This window comes from Ruegeria sp. E8 (assembly GCF_056533985.1).
On record NZ_JBQFOY010000021.1, the window covers coordinates 1 to 18,811 of the forward strand.

Sequence of the window (18,811 nt, forward strand, 5' to 3'; positions counted from 1 at the left end):
CTTTGATTGGCGGAGTCGGATAGGTGGTGGGTACAGCCCCATCTGGAGCTCACCACGTTCTCTCTTCGGTGTAGCACCACATGCATCGAAGAGAGTTCCCCGCGAAGAACATTGATCGTTGTTATGTAGTTCAGCCAAGAATCGAAGGCCAAGGCGATTACCTTTCCGTTCTTCTATACAGGTCAGCATAGTTTACATAATAAGTCTTATGAGGCGTGGCTCTGGCGTGCAGAGCGCGCGCCTATCGGACCCCTGAAGACCGCTCAGAAGTCACTGTTGCGTTCCGGAGTCAGGACCATTGACTCCGGCGCATTTGCTGTCCTTTTTAGGAGCAGCATCGAGGGTTGCTGTATTCTTCATCGCTTACGGTTCTCTCTTGATGTTGAGGAATGCCCCGGGCTTGGGGCGTTTCGGGTCCTGTCGATTGCGCCAACAACCGACAGGACCGTTCTTTGCTCGATTAGTTTCCTTCCTCTTGCTGTATTCTAGTCTCCGATCAGCTGCACCAGGACTGGCGCTTGCCACCGTCATAGGGTCGCGCAAGACCTTCAGAAATCAGGATGGTCCCGACGTTCTGTCCAGCCACACGTCCGACCGCCAGAAAACGATCATGCACGTCCAAATCCGATTCAATGACCAGCTTGATTTGGCCGGCCGTTTCGATGAGCTCCGTCAGCCGGGCTTTCGCCTTCAAGCCCAGAGTCCGCTCCACATCACATTGCGGACGGTAAGTCTCGGGCGTGTCGAAGCCGACGAGGCGATAGCGATCGTCGCCATGGTCGATGGTATCGCCATCAACAGTGGCAACCTCGAAGGCGCTCAGAATCTTGGTCGTCTGGCCGAGGTGATGGTTTGTGATCAGAAGCCCGGCCAAGACCGTACAGGAAAGAAGGAGCTTTTTCATCCGCCGTGCCCTCCCTCTTCCAGAAGACAGCCAAGACTTGGGGCGACGGCGCAGCAAACATAACTGGGTTTAGACCCTACCCCATACCAAGCCGGCTGAGCGGCGGCTTTTGATGCTTTTTCGAAGTTTGTGTGAGAAAAGGTTTGGTGCAGACGGCTAATAGCCATTGCCTGTTCTAAGTCTACCTTCGAACTACTTAGTTTCGCTGTCGTCTTCTGAATCGTCCTGATCAGAGTCTTTATCAAAATCCAGGTTGATGTGCCCACGCACACCATCTGTGGTGATCGTAAGATCTTTGTGCAGGGTGATGTCAGTGCCCTGTCTGAAACGGGTATGGAAATTGAACAGGCCCGGAAATAGCGACAGTCTGCGGGGAACAACGCCTTGCGAAGTCGCCCTCTCAGAGATGAGGACGTTGTCCTTCCCATCGTAGCGATAGATGCAAATGTATTGCGGACGTCCATTTTGCCCCAGCTCGACTAGGTCATACCGAAATTCATAGTCCTTACCCGATTCAACAAGGTCACGTGCTTCGCCTTGTGTGATCAATGGGAAGTTCTTTCTGTGCGGCATGGTCGTCCCCCTATGGGACGACTTCTTACATCCTTTCGAAACCTGCGAAAGTTTAGATCTGGTATTTTCAATAATGTAAAATTTGAAATTTGCAAAACAGTAAATAATGTGATCTACAATTTATGCAGAAATCAGCCTACACGATTCATACAGTCTCTGTTGCTTGAAAGGATCATACCATGTTTCGCATGACGCTACTTGGATGCACATCTGCCCTGGCACTCGGATTCTCTGCCCCAGCACACGCCTACCCCATTGATTGCGCGATTTTTCTGTGCCTCGCTGGCGGGTGGCCGAGTGATCCCGATTGCAATACGGCACGGGCGGAGTTCATTCGGCGCATAACACCCATGCCGGTAGAGCCGCCGCTGCAACTCTGGCGTTGCCCGATGGGCGTTGCCTCCGGTTCATCGCAGCTCACACCGATGCAACGTCTGGAAGCAATCAAGGCTGTCAGTGCGACGACAACTCCTGAGCTGCCCGGCGAAGAAGAAAGTGCAATTGTTGTCGAGGCCTCGTTCACGGCAGAGTCGTGGTCAACACTTGGGACGACAGGAACACCATTAGCCAAACTGGTGGCTGGTTCTCCTGCCCTGCCTGAACCTTTACGTGCAAGCGTTGATCTATCGTCAGCGGACTTTGACGTTATCAGATCCATCCGCGTTTGGCATGTTCGACATTACAGCTACAAAGTCCGCGAGCGTGAAGGCCCATGTTCCACTCGCCTGGATATGGTTGTCGGAACCTATGACAAAAACGCCAATTTCTATTGGTCGGATCGCGCCCCGGGACAAAGACCAGATTGGCTACCTCTCCGCAAAGACTGCCCGAGCTACTTTCGGGGCGTTGGGGTGGACTGGTCCGACATTTTTGGGCGTTATGACTATGAGCTGGTCCCATATTAACAAGCGCACTCGCGCGGGCCTGCTGAGCAATCAATTCCATTAAAGGAAGAATTGACTTCTGAATGGGTGATTGGTCCTAGACCAGAGCATCCCCAATCGATTTGCTGGGCGCCTTCAGCTTTTCCTCCGTCGACGCGGAGAAAAGTTCACAAATCTGAGCCAAAACGTGCTCACGAACATTCGGGGTCTCGTATAGAACATCATGCCTGGCACCAGGAATGAGTTCCAGCTTCCCGCCTGGCCAACGCGCCATTCGATCTCGTATGGCGGATATGGCAACGATTTCATCCTCGGCACCACAGAACGTTATGCACGGCGTGTCAGGGGACTTCCTTTTTGACAGTGATCTGGTTTCCTTGAGTGCCTGAAACAGCCATCCCATACTCGGTCCACCAATTACTTGTTCAGGCAGAGATTCCGAAATGTTCGCGTAGTACTCGTACATATCTGGATCATGTGTAAGCCTGTTGTCCTTGAAATCAGTCGTCAGGACATAACTCTCTCCACGCGTCCCAGGGGCATAGGTGTCGCCTTTTCCAAGTGTTTGAAATGCCCATGACAAAGGCCAAGCACCGAGGCGCTGCAATCGTGGGAGATTTATGTCCCACAAGGGAGCGGTGAACGCGCAGGCAGATACCGGAAACCCTTCAGCAATGGCGCGCAGACCAACGCATGCCCCTAGCGAGTGCCCAATCAGATACCAGGGCTGCGGAAGATTGAGTGACTTAGCTGCTTCAAGCGTAGCTGAGACGTCTTTTTGGTAGTCAGAGAAACGAACAACATGGCCCATCAACCTGTCTTCCGTGAGCCGGTCCGAAAGCCCCTGGCCACGCCAGTCAACAGCGAACGCCGTATAGCCGAAGTCATGCAGATACTCGGCGGTGCGCCCGTATTTTTCGGTGTTTTCCGTTCGCCCCTGGAACAGAAAAACCGTGCCTTTTGACGGCTTGGTTGTCGGCCAATGCGCCACCCTAAGCCGCACCTTATCATCGGTGTGAATCCAATAGGCTTTCACATCGGATGGGCCCTCCGCCACATCGGGATGAATAGGGGCTTTGTCCAGGGCATTCGTCTTAAGCATCTAATTCTCTCGGTTTTATTGCGTTAAGCTGACCCAGTGTGGGTCGTGCAAGGAAACATGCAGCCAAGGTCAGGGCAGCAATCAGGAGGATCGTGAAGCCGGGAAAAACACCAATTAGCAAATAAGCCGCCGTCAATAGGAGCAGGATCCCGTTCATCATTACCACGGGTACTCGGTCCGCGCTCTTGCTGCTCGGCAGGCCTAGCTTGGTAACTGCAACGCGAATTCTGGCTGTGCAAATCACAAATACTGCGAAAATCACGAGCAAACAGAAAAAGCTATAGTAAAAACCGGGTACATTCTGATGGAGGTCATAACCGTTCAATTGGGCATCGCGTCTACCAAAGGGAACCAGGATGTCCGATGTTAGCCAACCGACGATGTCTCTGCTGTCCGAAAGCAGGAAGCTCGCCTGAAGCTTCATCAAAATGGTGATCATCAGACCCAATGAACAACATCTGAAAATCCCAACCATTAGCGAGCTGCCAATCTCTGCAAGATTCTGATGGAGTTCTTGGCTCTTGTCGTTGGCAAGGTGTGCAGCAAAATCGACGAAATCATCCGTGAGCGAATAGAGGATGATCAGGCCTGCGAAGAACAAGTAAGACCCAAAGGCGTTTAGCAAGAAGACGAGTCCGGAAAACGCTATTGCGTTCGGTACGGAAACCAGATCAGGTTGAAATATAGCTATTCTTCCCCACTCTACCGGCCAACTTCCTGTGTTCCCTGTCAGCAAAGGGATCAGGTGTGTTTCCATCCAATTGAAAGCCGAGGCTATCAATATGGTCACAACAAACACCGCCCAATACACATAGGACATCGCTGTGACCCTGCTTGCCCAATTGGTTCGTGGTGATGTGGAACTCAACCTTGTAACCAAGTCAGCTCGCCATTCTGCTTTCCACAGCCTCAACAGATTGATCAAAACTGCGAAATACGCTGGCAGAAGCACAAGGAAAACAACTGTCCAATTCGGGGCCCATAAAAAACCAACTTGCTTTGTCGGACCTGTTGGGGGTGTGAACTCAACACTGTGAATGTTCAATGAAAACGACATAAGCCCCAGCGCTGTCGCAGCGGCGAATACCACGGCCGGCAAGCCCAATGATGAATGGGTGCTGAACATCGCCTCTGTTCGTCCCGCTAGTCCCGAGATACTCGTCGGCTCCCTCGGTGTTTCCCGTTTCGCTGCGTTTTCAATCGCGTCTTGGTCACCTTCCTTGGCAGTGCCAGAAGAAAACTGCAAATCGCGCGTTTGAATGCTGCGCTTCTCTCGTCGCTTTGTTGCCAATCGCCTGTTGGCGGCATTAAGTTCCGCCCTCCATGCGGTGATAGCGTCAGGATCGCCACAGCCGAATACGCGCGCCAGCCAGCGAATGTTGTCGGTGCTAATCCCTCTGTCGTTATCCTGAAACCAATGCTGAACTGTCCGTAGCTCGATGCTCGACTTATTGGAGTCAAACTGAGAGATGGTGCTTGCAAGTAACTCTGGCGTCCATGAGCCCACAGGAAGTCCCGTCTGGTCAGCGGGTAAGCCAGCTCCCACAGAAACCAGATACTTGAACAGTTCCTTGAAGTCGCTGCCGTCTTTCAGCGGAGGAACAAAATATTTACCGTGCTTTATCAATTGATTACACGCTTATGGTTCGTTCCGTTTCATCCTGTTTCGTTCCGGTTCGTGCGATTGTCAACGAGCCGCCTTACTCTTCTCAAAGTTGAGCCAGAATCCGCTCTTTGCTTTGGGATGAAGGGCAACAACCATGCAACAGAAAGAGCCCTACCAATCTTGTTGTGCTGGGATTGAAGGATCGGGCCTACGAACACCGAGGATTGACGATGGCGACAGAACAAAAAAACGAACGAGCAAAAAAAGGCGAGCCGATCATTGAAGTTCAGGACGCCCACACGGGCAAAACGATGGCGGTCGTTTATGCATGGAACAACGGACAAGTCAGTGTCGCGTCAGACAGCGGGTTAAGAGTTGTGGAACTTTCGCCTGCCGCTCGTCTTCGCCTTTGAGAAGACTTTCCGAAGCTTAACCAGCGTTCAATTTTGACGCTAGGTGCGCAGCGACCGGTCAAAGAGATTTAACATAGTTTCGCTTACGCACCAAATTCTGAAGACGGGGTGGATTCACATCCGAAGTGCAAATTCTCCATCAATGTAGACGTTTGCATGAGGGAAACTAAGGGTCCGCTGCTACCCCAACATGAAATTGAAAGAATGTTTCACGGCGCAGAAAGTGTACGGAACAGCAGCCGCCACTCTGGTCTTCATACGCCGAGGATGCCCCCAAATCGGAATCCTTTCTATTTGGAAAAATCGCGAGCACCAGACACTCACTCGACTGGTGACCAATTCGCATCGGGATCGTAAGTCGAGATGTCAGCAATAATATCGAGTGTATCCGGACCGAAATCCGCCTCGTAGACTATACCGTTTTCGCCCACTAAAAATGAGTGGATACCTGTTTCTCCGTAATCCGAAGGCACCGCAAGCAAGGCGTGTCCCGCGACGAACCGATCGCCTACAAAGTAGGAATATGCTCCGCCAGGAGCATTCTGCCCCTGCCCCTGCAAAATTGTGAAGTAATACCCGAGGAACGGTTCGGGTTCGTAATCGGCCTCACCGTCGCTCCACCCCGAGGCGGCGGCGCGGGCAAGTGCTGCTCCGACAAAACTGTCTTCATCCGGCCAGAAGAGGCCGTTTCGCTCACCGGGATCCGATATGATGGTCCGGGCAAACTCCATGACGCCATCACCATTGTGATCCACGAGACGGAACGCTGCCTGTAGATCAACATAGGCCTCAAGCGTTTCGATCACGTCCAGTTCGTTCAAACCGATTTCACGTGCCGAAAGCTCTTCAATCCCGGCCTCTAAATCAAATCGCCAGCCGGTCTCGCCTTGCAGTATTGGAATTGGAAAGGGCCAACTGTCTTCGCCCAGCAGAAGGACGACCCCATCATTCTCGGGCTGAAAGCGATATCCTTCAGCGTACATGCCAAGCACGTCCCGCCGTCTTTGCTGATCTTCCGCTGGATCGCCCGTTCCGATCAAATCTTCGGCCTCGGGTCCGAATATCTCGAGTAACTTGTTCTGGTCGTCGGCCTTTAGGGCTTGGACAAAAGCGTCCAATGCGGTTTGCGGAGTTTCGAAAAGAGCACTGTCTGACAATGCCGGTCCGGTCGCCATGGCAAGAAGTGTAATAGAAAGAACCGATTTACGCATTTTACCGTCTCCTCTTGCCTTTGGCAGCGTGCCCACGATTGGACGCCTTGCGGGCTTTGCCGCCTGACGATTTTTTCTTCATCGCGTTACCTTTGGACGCTGCGGGCTTGCGCTGAGCCGCTGCCTTTTTTGCCTGTGGTTTCTTGGCGGCTTGCGGCTTCTTTTTTACAGTCTTCTTCGCCGCATCCGGCCGTTTGGTGCGGTCAATGGCCTGCTGCTTGGCTGCGGCCTTGTCCCGATCGACGTTACCGCGGTTCACCTGCGGCAGGGATTTGTCCCCACCACCCCGATTTGCTAGAGCACCGCCTGCGATTGCCCCTGCCCCTGCACCGGCGGCAACTGCCGCCGCGCCGTCGCGGCTAATGTCTGCAGCACCGGATTCTCGGCTTAGTTTCGCGCGGAGTTCATCAGTTCGACCTTCGGGGCGATTGACGGGCAGGTCGCCGCGGCCACCCTCCGGCCTTTTGTGATCTGCAATCTTGTCCCGGGCTTCTTGTTGGCGGTCTGGATTGGGGTTCCATCCGATACCGGTACGGTCGCCCAGATCGATCTCATTGCCAATATTGACGTTGCCATCGACGTCTATGTCGATGTCCGGGTTTCTGTATATCGGGCCACCGCCCCACCCGCCGCAATTCCGGCATCCCCAGTAGCCATACCAGTCATCGTCATCGTCAAAAATCTCGTCAATCAGCGCCACAGTGCCAAAGGTCAGCAGGGCCGCGCCCACCACGTCTCCGGTCGACGGGCCGGTATAGACTGTCTGAGGATTGTATTGTGGGACGTACACTGTTTCGGGTTCTGTCGGGGTGATGATTACCGTGTCGTCATTGGACACCTCGACGGTCTGCTCAGGCCCTGAAACAAGGGCACCGCTGTCAATCGCCTGATCGCGCATGACCTGAACCGCATCCATCACATCATCGGATTGGGCCAGCATGGCTGTGCCCATTGTCTCGGTCCAATCGATATGGGTTGCCATCTGACCAACGATTTCGGGGAATGCCGTCGCCAACACACTGACGGAAGGATCCCAGCCCATCGCTTCGATTTCCGGCTCAAGTTCAACGGGATCGCGCTCAGCGTTGTCCAGCAGATACCGCTCGGCCTTCACAATCTCCAACGGCTGTGTGGCGGCGACAAAAATCTGTATCAGCAATGTGTCGGGGTACAGAGCCACCGGAGCGACCAATGTCTGTAGCTCAGCGTCAGTTAAAAGGTCGGCGGAAGTCGCTGATGCATCATCAGTCGCAGCGGTGTCATTGGATGCCTCTTGTGCGAACAGGGCAGTAGATGCACCAATACCGAGCGCAAAAATTAGATATCTTAACATATTGCGATCCTTCAATTTCTAAAAGGATCACTCAAAAATCCGATTCTGGCAATCAAATGGGCAAAAGGATCGCCGTAGCGGGACAAATGCGCGGATCTTTTTTCAAAAAAACTGGGGGGGAAGACAATGAGTCAGGTGCTGACTTACCGCGATCGTCAAGGCAGATCCTTGCCTTCATGCATTTTCCAACCAAGCTAGGAAGGCAAGCATTGAAGCGACAAAGGCCAACTATCGCCTCAGTTCCTGTTAGAAAGCACTCCGGGATGATTGGGAATTTCACCCCCGGAAGAACTTGTTCCTCTGATCATCTCTGGCTCAAGAACAGGAAGCTCAGCGGTGAGCTTCGCAGCTTCCATTTTGATCGCTTCGGCCAAGTCTGCCACGAGGGAATTCTCAACCTCTCCGCGCGTAATAAGGGCAGCGATGACAGATACAGTCTGCACTTTCTGTCCGGGAAAACCATACGGGTCCAAGTCTATCATCGCGTTCTGATATACCGGGTTGTTTTCCAGGAACGAAGAAACACTTGGACCGACAACCTGAACCAGCGTTAAGCCACACTTCGCCAGCACACTCCCGATCTGTTCATTTGGGTGCCCCAATACGAAGATGCTCGCATCAATCCGGGCCTCGCAAAGTTCGTCCAAGGCGTTCTTCGGTTCAAGCTCATAGGTTGAACCGAAGAAGTCCAGCTCAAGATCAAACTCTTGCAGAAATTTTCGGATCGTCGCATTCCGACCCGACGCGGATCGACCGATATCCACTGACTTGCCGCGCAGGTCTTGGATCGTTTCAATACCCGAACCTGGCGCTGCGAGGATCGTTACGGCTTCGCTGAACAGGGGCAATACGACACGGAGATCACTCATCGGGCCTTGTTGTGCGAAAACTGCGGTACCGTCGAAGGCCGCCTTTTGCCAGTCGGACTGCGCTATCGCAAAATCCAACTCCCCGGTCCTCATCATTGTCAGATTGTAGACGCTTCCCGGAGTCGGTTCAGGGCTACATCTGCGCCGAGAATCGTCACGTGCGTTAAACACATTGCAAATTGCTCGGGCAACGGGGAAATAGTTCCCAGATACGCTCCCGGACCCGATACTAAAAACTCTGACCTCTTCAGCGGCTGCAGAGCACGGCAATAAAGGGAAAAGTGCCAAGAAAAGAGTGAATAAGCGTTTTACCATTGTTCGGACCAATCGTATTATCACTGCAATTGTAACAAGTCGCTTCGATATGCCTGATTTTGTTTACGACATCCCTACAGACAGGCTGGCTATATGGTTTGTTCTCGTGGCTCTGGCTGCGGTGGCAATTGGGTTGTTTGTCGTCAAACCCGTTCTTCGAATTCTGCTGGGAACCGGCCCCGAATTCAACTCATCAATCAATTATGTCACGTCTGGTTTCAGTCTTTTTTACGGCTTGTTGCTGGGTCTTCTTACCGTCGCCGCCTACCAGAACTCGGAGCGGGCCAAAGAGAGCATTCTGCTGGAAGCGACGTCGCTGGGTTCATTATATGCGCAATTGAACGTCTATCCCGAACCTTACCAGAGCGAGGTGAAGCTTATCCTGAGGGACTATGTGCTTTATACAATCCACAGTGATTGGCCGGCACACCGGCAAGGTGGGATACTGAATGGTGGATACAATCGCGCGGAATCCATCAGACAGAAACTGGCAGAGTTCTCACCGATAACCCGATCAGAGCAAATTGTTCACACCGAAGTTATTTCGTCGTTTCAGGATTTCTCCGATGCCCGGCAATTGCGATTGGCTGGTGTGGGCACCGCTATCCCGAACGTCCTTTGGCAGGCCGTTCTGGTTGGAGCTGGGATCAGTGTTCTGTTGATGACAATGTTTCGGATCAGAGTACGCCAACATATTGTTCTGGGCAGCATCACCGCTGTTTTTCTTGGTGTCATACTCTTCGTCATTGTCACTCTTGATCGTCCGTTGCGAGGGCAAGCCGCACTACAGCCTGAGCCCTTTGAGCTTCTGTGGAGCCGCCTCATGGTCTGGGATGAACCACCCGGAGAGAGGTTCTGACATGGCTCGGTTCGATGTCAGGAATGTCGAAGGGATGCGGCAATTATGTATTGGGCTTGAAGACGAAACCGTCCAAGCCGCACGTGGGGCCCTGTCGAACTTTCACGGCGATGTTTCTTTTACTCCGAAACTGCCCGGCCCAGGTGATATTTTTCGGAGCATGTTCACACGGGAGTCCCGTATACGACCCTACTATTCGGGCACGGGAAAAGTATATCTGCAGCCGTCCCTCGCAGGCTTTCATGTGTTCGACGTCCAACCCAACGAGACGTGGATCCTGGAGCCCGGCGAATACTGGGCCAGTGAAGCGTCGGTCAATCTTGGTCTGCATCGCGACCCGCTTCTTGCAAGCTGGTGGGCAGGTGATGGTCTGCTTGCCTGGAAAACCAGGTTGCGCGGGGCAGGCAAAGTGGCAATTAACGCGCCCGGCCCGGTCGAGGAGGTATCCATAACGGACGGAGAGCTGAAGGTTCAGGGACGACTGGTTCTTGGCCGAACGTCCGGGTTGCGCTTTCGGTCCGTACGATCTGCAAGGTTCCCCAGAAACCTGATTTCTGGCCAGACCCGGCTCAGGCTGTTTGAAGGCTCGGGAAAGGTCCTTGTTTCCTGGACGCCGTATTGGAACGAATACCTGCACAACCAGATGAGCGGAGGCGATCATATTCGTGGATCATTGTTTGAGTAGCAAAGCCCGCTTGATCTTGTAGCAGCCGACAGAAACGACCTTCAGTTGTCCGATTACCGCAATGGATAGGCCTCTGGCGAAATCGAGCTGTGATCCTCAACAACCCAAGCGAGTTTCATAAGATTGTCGCCTGCGATACGGGAGACCTCGCCTGAGGCATACAAAGAAACGGGTACATCACCATTGCTTTCGACTTTGGACGCAAAGTTATCAAGTACAGCCGTCCAACTCAGGTGGTCCACCGGCGCCATGATCACTGTTCCTGTGTCAATTGTGATGCCAACAATGGTACCTTGCTCACGCAGTTCTGCAAATGACGTCCTGGTGAGATGATACGTCCTGAGCATATCCAGCGTCTGCACCAGAAATCGGGCCTGACCCTCCGATCCGACGCTCAAAACCAAAGGAATTATTTCGGCTCGGCCCTGCACGCCATCCAGTGATTTCAAGGATTCTGCGACCACAACCTGCATGCTGAGCGTATAGTAGCTGTGGCGGAGGAAACGATCGACCTGTTCGCGGGGAACATCGATGGACAACAGACTATCTTCGACACCGACGCGAAGATCGCCGGGCGCCGTATCCCAGACCCAGTCACTGAGCCGCGAGGAAGACGTCAGGACAAGCCCACCAGGAACAAGACTGGTCAGAACGTTGACGCCAAGACCACCAGCAAAAGCAGCCCAGGTAACCTGATCCAGCTTGTCCGCCAGTGCCTGATTGGTGGTATAAGGATCAACACCCAGTTCTTTGGCCAAACGGCGCCTTTGTTTGTCAAACCCAAGAATATTGACGGCAACATCTCCGCCGGTGCGCGCCACGCTTTCGGCAAGACTGTCGTTTGGTATCGCCTGTTGCCCGGATGAGCCGCCGGGAAGTGCAGATGCACTGCCGGGATCAACTCCAGGTAGGTGGCCATTCCGGGAATCGCCCAGTTTTTGCAGCCCCGTTTTGGCGGACCTTCCTGTGCGCTTGAAAAAGCGACCAACACCGTCCGGGACTCCTTTCAGAGTTTCCTTTGGCTTCTTGACCAGCTGGCGCAGATTTCCAAACGTGTCTTCGGCTGTATCCTGGGCTGCTTCAACAAATCGCTCGTCGGTTTCCATATGCTCCAGCGCGGCAAGCGCTCTGATCTCGTTCAGCCGAACCGCGAGCATACCGGGCCCCGAAGCTGAAAACTGACCGAACTCGGTTTCAATGACGTATGTCGCCATGAAACCATCAGTCTGAACTTGGTCTTCCACGCGATAAATCTTGGTCTCAAGGGGAATATTGTTGGCCCCGTCTTGCGCCGATAAAACAGGGGGATCTTCATATTCTGCGCTCCAGGTGACATTTGGCAGGAACAATAGCAAAAAAGGCACCAGCCTTATGGCTCTACCGCGCTTCAAATTCATGTTCAACCCCCTGCCCCTTGTTCTTCAACCCCGGTCAAAACACCGACCAATTTAATCTATGCGCCAATTGTTCGATCGCCTTGGTGGCCAATATCGAGTTTCCCTTGTCATCCAGCCCCGGACTCCAGGCCGTGATTGAAGCGACCCCAGGGACAATGGCGACAATACCTCCGCCGACACCGCTTTTACACGGCAGACCTATTCGAAAAGCCACCTCACCTGAGGCGTCATAGCAACCGCAGGTCATCATGAGGGCGTTGATGCGACGGGCACGTTCCGGCGTGACACCCGCAGATTTTGCGACTGGTCCGACGCCGCCTGTTGCAAGGAACCGCGTGGCGGTCGCAAGTTGAAGGCAGCTCATATTGATGCTGCATTGCCGGAAATAGCGTTCGGTGACTTCGACCACATCGGATTGGATGTTGCCTTCTGCCTGCATGAAATAGGCCAGCGCCCGGTTTCGGTCGCCTGTTGCGACCTCGGATGCAAAGACCTCTTCGTCGACAGATATGTCAGGCGCGTCTGCCAGCCGCCGGCACAGATCCAGAACCGGGTGCGGTGCTGTCACGTCAGATTGATGGGCCAGGATCACATCAGACACCACGATTGCGCCGGGATTGATAAACGGATTGCGCGGTTTGCCGCGTTCGAATTCAAGCTGAACAATCGAGTTGAACGGATCACCCGAGGGTTCACGCCCTACGCGCCGCCACAACGTGGCACCAACATGTTCAAGCGCAACAACCAGCGCGAACACCTTCGAGATGCTCTGGATTGAAAACGGCAGCTCCGCATCACCGGCCGTGATTGGGGGGCCATCCAGTGGCGCAACAGCGATCCCGAAACGGTTGAGCGGTACGCGCGCGAGTTCGGGGATATAACTTGCCACCTCACCACGATTGGCATCTCCGGCCATTTGCACCTGAATATCGTCAAGAATGTGCTGGATCTCGGAAGGGTCAGGATGATTGGGCATCTTCGCTCCAGATTTTTTCGGATACGCCATCGGTTGAACCATTGAAGTCCTCATAAACAAAGACCGGTTCCTGTCCCGCTTTCCTCTGACCGAAATAGTCTTTGGTCAGTCGGTATACTGTCCCGGACAACAGCAGGATTGCCGTCAGGTTGATAACAGCCATCACACCCATAGCGGCATCGGCAAAGTTAAAGACCGTCGCGACCGTCTGCAGCGCACCCCAGACAACCATTCCCAGACAGGCCGCGCGAAGTGCGGTGATACCTGCTTTGCCCTCGAGGCCGAGAAAGACCATCGCATTCTCAGCATAGGAATAGTTGCCAAGTATGGACGTGAATGCAAAGAAGATGATCGCAATCGCAATAAAATACGTGCCGACAGGTCCGAGATGAACATCCAGCGCGTTTTGGGTCAATTGCATCCCCGTAGCTTCACTGCCACTCATCACACCTGACAGCAGGATCAACAGCGCGGTTGCAGTGCAGACAAGGATCGTGTCCACAAAGCACCCGAATGCCTGCACAAGCCCCTGACTTGACGGATGGTGCGGCGACGGGGTTGCAACGGCGGCAATATTCGGAGCCGACCCCATGCCAGCCTCGTTCGAGAACAGACCCCGTTTGATGCCATTGAGCATCGCAGCCATTAGGCCGCCCGCAATCCCGCCCGTCGCCTCTTGCAGACCCAACGCGCTTGAAACGATCAACCACAGCAGGGCTGGCACTTCGGTGATGTTCAGGATCATCACGATGATCGCAATCAGTAGATACCCGCACGCCATGAACGGAACGAGAATTTCAGCAACGCGCGCAATTGCCTTGATCCCACCAAAAATGACAACAGCGGCAGCAGCGGCGACCGAAACACCAACCCAGAGTTTTTCAATGCCAAAAGCTCCGTTTAAGGCCTCCGCGATCGAGTTGGATTGCACGGCGACAAATATCAGCCCAAAACTGATAATCAGGCAGACAGAAAACAAAGCGCCTGCCCAGGGGGCATTCAGACCTTTAGAGATATAGAACGCGGGCCCGCCGCGATATTCGCCGGATTTTGTCGTCACTTTGTAAAGCTGCGCCAGCGTGCTTTCGGAATAGGCGGTGGCCATTCCAACCAGTGCGACCATCCACATCCAGAAGATGGCACCCGGCCCGCCCAGTGTCAGTGCCACGGCGACACCGGCAAGATTTCCCGTACCGACACGTGACGCAAGGCTGACCGTCAACGCCTGAAACGGTGTTATGCCACGTTGGTCGGTGCTGGGCGCCGAAGTTATGACCCGCAGCATTTCGCCAAAGTGCCTAAACTGCGGTGCCCCAAGCCGGATCGTAAAATATACGCCTGCACCCAACAGCCCGTATATCAGGACGTAGTTCCAGAGAACGCCATTCAGGCCGTCTACAAAAAATTCCATCTTCAATCCTCATCTAAACAAAAGCTTCAATCTCCTGTTGGTCGTCGCCAGGCGTGTCTTATGGTTCGGTTGGATTTACAGCTGCGACCCGATTGGCAGGATCGCCAGAATTCCAGCCTTCAGATGGTCGAAAAAGCTGCCAGTTGGTTCGCTTCGGTACAACGAAATCGCTCCATCTTCGCGAAGGGATTTCCAAGTAACCCGGTCATTCTCGTCTAGCTGGACGAAATAGGTATTCTCCCGCAATGCTTCATCAAGCACGTGAACCGCACGTGCCGTCAATTCCGGAGAGTCTACCAAGACGCCCATTTCCGTGTTGATATTGACGGATCGCGGATCCCAGTTGAACGAGCCAACAAACAGATAACGGTCGTCGATCGTGAAGGCTTTGGTGTGAAGGCCCGCGCGCGACTGACCCCAGTTCACACCCCTCTGATGGACCTGGTCGGAATCGGGGCGCAGTTCAAACAGTTCGATGCCCCCGTCCAACAACGCGCGTCGTTCCTTTGCATAATGGGCATAGACCGGCGCCACATCGTTTGACGCCAGCGAATTGGTGACAACGCGCACTTCGACCCCACGACCCTCAAGCTCGCTCAGCCATTGGACCCCTTTCTTTCGGGGGACGAAATAGGCCGACACGATATTGACCGAACTTTCGGCGTTCCGGAAATAGGGCACCATTTGCGATGCCAGAATGGGCTGATCAGCATCGGCCCCGGCTGCCTTGGATGGCGGGTCGGAATACAGTTTTGCCGGAACCCAATTCAGCCTGAGTGTCCTAAGGGTAAAGTTCTCTTGCGCCGCTTTTTTGACCGCCGCTGCATACGGGGTTTTCAGCGCTTCATCGACACGCGCATTCAGGCGCACGCGGGCATCTGCCAACCCCAGAGTCTCGGGTTCGCCAATCACCGCATGAGCGGGAACGGCAAATTCACTATTCCAGTATTCGTCGAAATTATCGGACACCTCGTTAACCACTGGCCCGGCCACGAGGATATCCAAATCGGCATAGTTCATCTCTTCCTTGGCCAGAAAATACTCATCCCCCACATTGCGGCCTCCCACGATGGAAACGGTGTTGTCTGCCGTTATGGATTTGTTGTGCATGCGCCGGTTAATGCGTTTGAAATCAGTCAGACCTGCAACCAGCAGGCTCTGATCGCGCCAGAATGGGTTGAATAGCCGGATCTCGATGTTTTCATGAGAATCCAGCGCCGCCGTCATCGCGTCATAGCCGGATGTGTCCATGTCATCGAGCAGCAGCCGCACGCGCACACCGCGATCCGCCGCATCTAACAGGCTTTGGGCAAACAATTGCCCGGTCAGGTCGTTGTGCAGCAGGTAGTATTGAGCATCGATCGACACATCCGCTTGCGCCGCCAACACCAGTCGCGCGGCTAAAGCCTCTTCGCCGTTGCTGATCAGCTTGACCCCCGATCGCCCGTCGCGCGGATCTCCCAGTTTGCGCACCGCAGTCGTCAACCTGCTGTTAGACGGGATCTCGACCGCACGCGACGGGGTTTGAACAAATTCACGAGGTCCCGTCGAGCAGGCGGCCAGCGCGATCAGTCCCAGCGATACCCATAGTAGTTTTCTCGGCATCATTTTTCTTCCTTTAACCTTATTCACCAGCCCTAATCGGCGAGGTCGGTCGATCTCACTTCCCGATATACCTTCGTACTTCGGCATCCCATGCTGGGCTCTTGCGGACAGACAGCAGGGCGCGGTTGAGAACCTCGACATATTGGCTTTCATCCCGCAGCGCGAAGGCATAGTTCTGTTCTTCGAACTCGTAGGGCAGCACTTCGAGGTTTTCGAAGCGGCCCTGTTCGCGGCCGCGCAGGATTTCGTATTTCAGGGCGGGTGCATCCATGACAACCGCATCGATGCGGTCAGTGTCCAGGCTGGTGACTACCTCGGTCAGGGTGTCATAAGTCCGCGCTGCAATGCCAGATCGTTGTAAGTATTCTGCCGACGTTGAATCCGCCAAAGTTGCAACCCGCACCTTAGCCAGATCGTCGGGCGAGCGAATTTCGGATCGGATCTGTTCCAGTGTGAATGCGCTGGCCAGAATGGCCGTGATGCTGGCAACCATGATTGTGCTGCCAACCGCCAACAAAGCGGAAAGTATCCGCGCCGTCGGCGTTTTGAACTCGTAATAGCGAATGGGACCGCGCGTCACGAACAGGAGGCCGATCACCAAAGCCTCCATCACCTTGCCGCCGCGCGATTTCATCGCGTAGAGCTTTGCGTTGATCTTGTGCTCAAGCAGGTAGAACACTCCGCCCACCAGTGCTGCTGCACCCAGCACGATGATGATTGCGGTCAGAATGCGCGGGCTCAGCAGGAACTGCCAAATAGAGCTGAGGTAGCTGGCTTTCTTGATCCCGATGGCCTTGTGCGTCTCGAAAAACGAATGAGAAAAGTCCACCCGTTCTTCACGCTCGGATGTAATCGAAAGACAAGACACGCCGACCGCTGATTGCCCTGCGGCGACACTATCGATCATGTCACCGAAGCTCATCAGCGTAACTTCATAGTCAAGCCTGAGTTCCCGAGCCACGCGATCCCACAAGAAAATGGCCAGACCATCCAGCTTATCCGCCTCTCCAATCACAAATGGAGGACAGAACGAGGCAGCTACGGGCACCGGTCCAGTACGCCCTTGTGCCCGCGACGTTTCGGGCGCAAGAAATCCGAGGATCGTCAGGATCGCGATTATGATGAGGATGGGGCTACGCTTCATATCCTTTGCATTTCAGAGATCAGAAACTTACCGATAGGAACACGGATGCGTCGGCGGCATCCAGATTGTCTTCAAACAGGCTGAGATAGCCAAAGGACGCTTCGGCAAACACTGCCTCGCCCATTCGCGCGCGCACTCCCAGGCGGGTCGTCCAGATCAGATCATCCTGATCCTGGCCCACTGAAGGTGCCACCAACCCCAGTTGGTCGTTGTCGATCCAATAGGTTGCCCCGAACGTGGCAAAGGGTGCGACCACACCATTCGACGTCAAGAATGGGCGGCTGACTTCGACCTCTGGTGTCAGAGTGCTGTATTGCGCGCTGTCCAGTTCGACAATGATGTCGCGCTGTATTCCAAGCAGTGTTCCGGACAGGTCAAAATCTTTGCCCTCATAGCGATAATAGTCAAAAGCAAGAGAGGGTCGGATCAGAAAATTTCCGGCTTCATATTCGCCAGTCGCCTGTAGATTGGCCCGCCAACGTGTCCGATCAAAATCACCGGTCAGCCCCAGAAGTGAGACATCCGAAGACAATTGCCCAACGGTCGCCAGTCCGTTCAGGGTCCAGTTCTCGGCCATCCGCCAGGCGAAATAGGGTCCAACAGCCCAGCCATTTGTATCCTGTTCGAACAAGCCGCCATAAGCGTTGGCATCCGTGTTGTCGAACTCCGCCTGTATGCCCAGAACAAGTGTCGGTGTCACAAGACGGTCGATACCCACCGCGAAATAATGATCGTTCACGTCCAAATCCCGAACGCCGCGCGTGTCGTCGACTTGCGTAAAGGTAAAGTCTGTCCAGACATTCCACGGTGTCGGCGGGGCAAAATCGCGCCCTTCGGTCAGCGGTGGGGTTACAAGTGGGTCACACAGAGCCGAGTCCAGTTTGCCATTGGGATCTGTCGTGCACGGTTTTTGTTCCGTGACTTCAGCAGAGCGGTCAAAGCGTGTGCTGCCTGCCGTTGGCAAGACACCGACAAATCCACCTCCTGGTACACTGCCGCCGGGATTACCGCCCCCTCCTCCGGGGTTGCCGCCTCCACCGCCGGGTCCACCTGGACCTCCGCCACCTCCCGGTCCGCCGGGATTTCCTCCGCCTCCACCGCCGCCCGGTGGCCGGCCCGGAAGCGACCAGTTTCTTCTTTGGTTTTGTGTATCGACAAGACAGTCCCGACCATTGGGCGCAGCACCACTTTCAAACAGCCGGTGTACGCCGCCAGATCCGTTGGAAACAAACGGCGAAAAGGACAGATGAGGGCCGCTGCGGTTTTGGCTCCAGGTGTCGACGGTTGTGTTTCCCTGCGCCGCTTCCAGCCGAAAATCGCCCCGTGCGGTTGTAGACAGCCAAACCGAGGATGTCTCACCACGCGTCCGTCCGATATAGATCAGATCGCCGGACGAGCCGCATTGTTGGGCAGCAACCTCGGATCCCAGCGCGCCGAAAATGAAAAGAGCGGCGGTTGATCCCAGAACAGGTGCCATAGTCGTGCTGGCAGCCGCTATTAGCTTGGATTTCATTCGTTTTCCTT

17 protein-coding genes are annotated in these 18,811 nt (G+C 54.3%); 4 read left to right on the forward strand and 13 right to left on the reverse strand.

All coding sequences use genetic code 11. The annotated features are described in order from the left end of the window. Window positions 1-496 precede the first annotated feature (496 nt). Both ACR0LF_RS20005 and ACR0LF_RS20010 read right to left on the reverse strand, forming a co-directional pair. A complete protein-coding gene (locus ACR0LF_RS20005; protein WP_480581752.1) occupies window positions 497-904 on the reverse strand; it encodes a thermonuclease family protein in 408 nt (135 codons plus the stop codon). Window positions 905-1,096: 192 nt separating this feature from the next. Continuing rightward, window positions 1,097-1,477, reverse strand: a complete 381-nt coding sequence (locus tag ACR0LF_RS20010) for a hypothetical protein (protein ID WP_480581754.1) — start codon at window positions 1,475-1,477, stop codon at window positions 1,097-1,099. 350 nt (window positions 1,478-1,827) lie between these two features. Here ACR0LF_RS20010 and ACR0LF_RS20015 point away from each other — a divergent pair, with 350 nt between their 5' ends. Continuing rightward, on the forward strand, window positions 1,828-2,382 hold the full coding sequence (locus ACR0LF_RS20015; RefSeq protein WP_480581755.1) for a hypothetical protein: 555 nt from the start codon (window positions 1,828-1,830) through the stop codon (window positions 2,380-2,382). 76 nt (window positions 2,383-2,458) lie between these two features. Here the strand turns inward: ACR0LF_RS20015 and ACR0LF_RS20020 are convergent, their stop codons facing one another. Both ACR0LF_RS20020 and ACR0LF_RS20025 read right to left on the reverse strand, forming a co-directional pair. After that, window positions 2,459-3,463, reverse strand: coding sequence for an alpha/beta hydrolase (locus ACR0LF_RS20020; RefSeq protein WP_480581757.1), 1,005 nt, complete (start codon window positions 3,461-3,463; stop codon window positions 2,459-2,461). Further along, the gene (locus ACR0LF_RS20025; protein WP_480581759.1) at window positions 3,456-5,090 is read right to left on the reverse strand and encodes an RcgA family putative transporter; all 1,635 of its coding nucleotides are present in this window, start codon (window positions 5,088-5,090) and stop codon (window positions 3,456-3,458) included. The genes ACR0LF_RS20020 and ACR0LF_RS20025 overlap by 8 nt, the downstream gene beginning before the upstream one ends. Before the next feature lie 209 nt (window positions 5,091-5,299). Between ACR0LF_RS20025 and ACR0LF_RS20030 the strand changes: the two genes are divergently transcribed. Next, complete coding sequence (locus ACR0LF_RS20030) at window positions 5,300-5,482, forward strand: hypothetical protein (RefSeq protein ID WP_480581761.1); 183 nt, start codon at window positions 5,300-5,302, stop codon at window positions 5,480-5,482. Between the two features lie 320 nt (window positions 5,483-5,802). Here ACR0LF_RS20030 and ACR0LF_RS20035 read toward each other — a convergent pair whose 3' ends face one another. From ACR0LF_RS20035 to ACR0LF_RS20045, 3 genes are all read right to left on the reverse strand, one after another. Beyond that, window positions 5,803-6,693, reverse strand: coding sequence for a DUF2950 family protein (locus tag ACR0LF_RS20035; RefSeq protein ID WP_480581763.1), 891 nt, complete (start codon window positions 6,691-6,693; stop codon window positions 5,803-5,805). 1 nt (window position 6,694) lies between these two features. Further along, on the reverse strand, window positions 6,695-8,026 hold the full coding sequence (locus ACR0LF_RS20040; RefSeq protein ID WP_480581765.1) for a DUF3300 domain-containing protein: 1,332 nt from the start codon (window positions 8,024-8,026) through the stop codon (window positions 6,695-6,697). A 236-nt stretch (window positions 8,027-8,262) separates the two neighbouring features. Then, window positions 8,263-9,210, reverse strand: coding sequence for a TAXI family TRAP transporter solute-binding subunit (locus ACR0LF_RS20045; RefSeq protein ID WP_480856457.1), 948 nt, complete (start codon window positions 9,208-9,210; stop codon window positions 8,263-8,265). On the opposite strand from ACR0LF_RS20045, the gene ACR0LF_RS20050 reads away from it, so the two are divergent. Together ACR0LF_RS20050 and ACR0LF_RS20055 are read left to right on the forward strand one after the other, a co-directional pair. Continuing rightward, window positions 9,191-10,069, forward strand: a complete 879-nt coding sequence (locus ACR0LF_RS20050) for a bestrophin-like domain (protein WP_480581769.1) — start codon at window positions 9,191-9,193, stop codon at window positions 10,067-10,069. The two genes, ACR0LF_RS20045 and ACR0LF_RS20050, sit on opposite strands and share 20 nt — an antisense overlap. A 1-nt stretch (window position 10,070) precedes the next feature. Beyond that, window positions 10,071-10,754: an AIM24 family protein gene (locus ACR0LF_RS20055; RefSeq protein ID WP_480581770.1), complete on the forward strand. Its 684-nt coding sequence runs from the start codon at window positions 10,071-10,073 to the stop codon at window positions 10,752-10,754. Window positions 10,755-10,807: 53 nt separating this feature from the next. Here the strand turns inward: ACR0LF_RS20055 and ACR0LF_RS20060 are convergent, their stop codons facing one another. The 6 genes from ACR0LF_RS20060 to ACR0LF_RS20085 form a co-directional block, all read right to left on the reverse strand. After that, complete coding sequence (locus ACR0LF_RS20060) at window positions 10,808-12,151, reverse strand: hypothetical protein (RefSeq protein ID WP_480581773.1); 1,344 nt, start codon at window positions 12,149-12,151, stop codon at window positions 10,808-10,810. A 34-nt stretch (window positions 12,152-12,185) separates the two neighbouring features. After that, on the reverse strand, window positions 12,186-13,127 hold the full coding sequence (locus ACR0LF_RS20065) for a glutaminase (RefSeq protein WP_480581775.1): 942 nt from the start codon (window positions 13,125-13,127) through the stop codon (window positions 12,186-12,188). Next, window positions 13,111-14,538: an alanine/glycine:cation symporter family protein gene (locus ACR0LF_RS20070; protein WP_480581777.1), complete on the reverse strand. Its 1,428-nt coding sequence runs from the start codon at window positions 14,536-14,538 to the stop codon at window positions 13,111-13,113. The genes ACR0LF_RS20065 and ACR0LF_RS20070 overlap by 17 nt, the downstream gene beginning before the upstream one ends. Before the next feature lie 75 nt (window positions 14,539-14,613). Then, a complete protein-coding gene (locus tag ACR0LF_RS20075; protein ID WP_480581779.1) occupies window positions 14,614-16,143 on the reverse strand; it encodes a phospholipase D family protein in 1,530 nt (509 codons plus the stop codon). A 55-nt stretch (window positions 16,144-16,198) separates the two neighbouring features. Then, window positions 16,199-17,287, reverse strand: a complete 1,089-nt coding sequence (locus ACR0LF_RS20080; RefSeq protein WP_480581782.1) for a transporter substrate-binding domain-containing protein — start codon at window positions 17,285-17,287, stop codon at window positions 16,199-16,201. 19 nt (window positions 17,288-17,306) lie between these two features. Beyond that, window positions 17,307-18,800: an autotransporter outer membrane beta-barrel domain-containing protein gene (locus ACR0LF_RS20085; protein WP_480581785.1), complete on the reverse strand. Its 1,494-nt coding sequence runs from the start codon at window positions 18,798-18,800 to the stop codon at window positions 17,307-17,309. Between the last annotated feature and the right edge of the window lie 11 nt (window positions 18,801-18,811).

Excerpts from the sequence above, each read along its gene's own strand:
- ACR0LF_RS20075 (WP_480581779.1), bottom strand. The coding sequence starts at position 16,143 with ATGCCGAGAAAACTACTATGGGTATCGCTGGGACTGATCGCGCTGGCC.
- ACR0LF_RS20065 (WP_480581775.1), bottom strand. The coding sequence starts at position 13,127 with ATGCCCAATCATCCTGACCCTTCCGAGATCCAGCACATTCTTGACGAT.
- ACR0LF_RS20055 (WP_480581770.1), top strand. The coding sequence starts at position 10,071 with ATGGCTCGGTTCGATGTCAGGAATGTCGAAGGGATGCGGCAATTATGT.
- ACR0LF_RS20085 (WP_480581785.1), bottom strand. The coding sequence starts at position 18,800 with ATGAAATCCAAGCTAATAGCGGCTGCCAGCACGACTATGGCACCTGTT.
- ACR0LF_RS20030 (WP_480581761.1), top strand. The coding sequence starts at position 5,300 with ATGGCGACAGAACAAAAAAACGAACGAGCAAAAAAAGGCGAGCCGATC.
- ACR0LF_RS20045 (WP_480856457.1), bottom strand. The coding sequence starts at position 9,210 with ATGGTAAAACGCTTATTCACTCTTTTCTTGGCACTTTTCCCTTTATTG.
- ACR0LF_RS20035 (WP_480581763.1), bottom strand. The coding sequence starts at position 6,693 with ATGCGTAAATCGGTTCTTTCTATTACACTTCTTGCCATGGCGACCGGA.
- ACR0LF_RS20005 (WP_480581752.1), bottom strand. The coding sequence starts at position 904 with ATGAAAAAGCTCCTTCTTTCCTGTACGGTCTTGGCCGGGCTTCTGATC.
- ACR0LF_RS20070 (WP_480581777.1), bottom strand. The coding sequence starts at position 14,538 with ATGGAATTTTTTGTAGACGGCCTGAATGGCGTTCTCTGGAACTACGTC.
- ACR0LF_RS20040 (WP_480581765.1), bottom strand. The coding sequence starts at position 8,026 with ATGTTAAGATATCTAATTTTTGCGCTCGGTATTGGTGCATCTACTGCC.
- ACR0LF_RS20020 (WP_480581757.1), bottom strand. The coding sequence starts at position 3,463 with ATGCTTAAGACGAATGCCCTGGACAAAGCCCCTATTCATCCCGATGTG.
- ACR0LF_RS20010 (WP_480581754.1), bottom strand. The coding sequence starts at position 1,477 with ATGCCGCACAGAAAGAACTTCCCATTGATCACACAAGGCGAAGCACGT.
- ACR0LF_RS20080 (WP_480581782.1), bottom strand. The coding sequence starts at position 17,287 with ATGAAGCGTAGCCCCATCCTCATCATAATCGCGATCCTGACGATCCTC.
- ACR0LF_RS20060 (WP_480581773.1), bottom strand. The coding sequence starts at position 12,151 with ATGAATTTGAAGCGCGGTAGAGCCATAAGGCTGGTGCCTTTTTTGCTA.
- ACR0LF_RS20015 (WP_480581755.1), top strand. The coding sequence starts at position 1,828 with ATGCCGGTAGAGCCGCCGCTGCAACTCTGGCGTTGCCCGATGGGCGTT.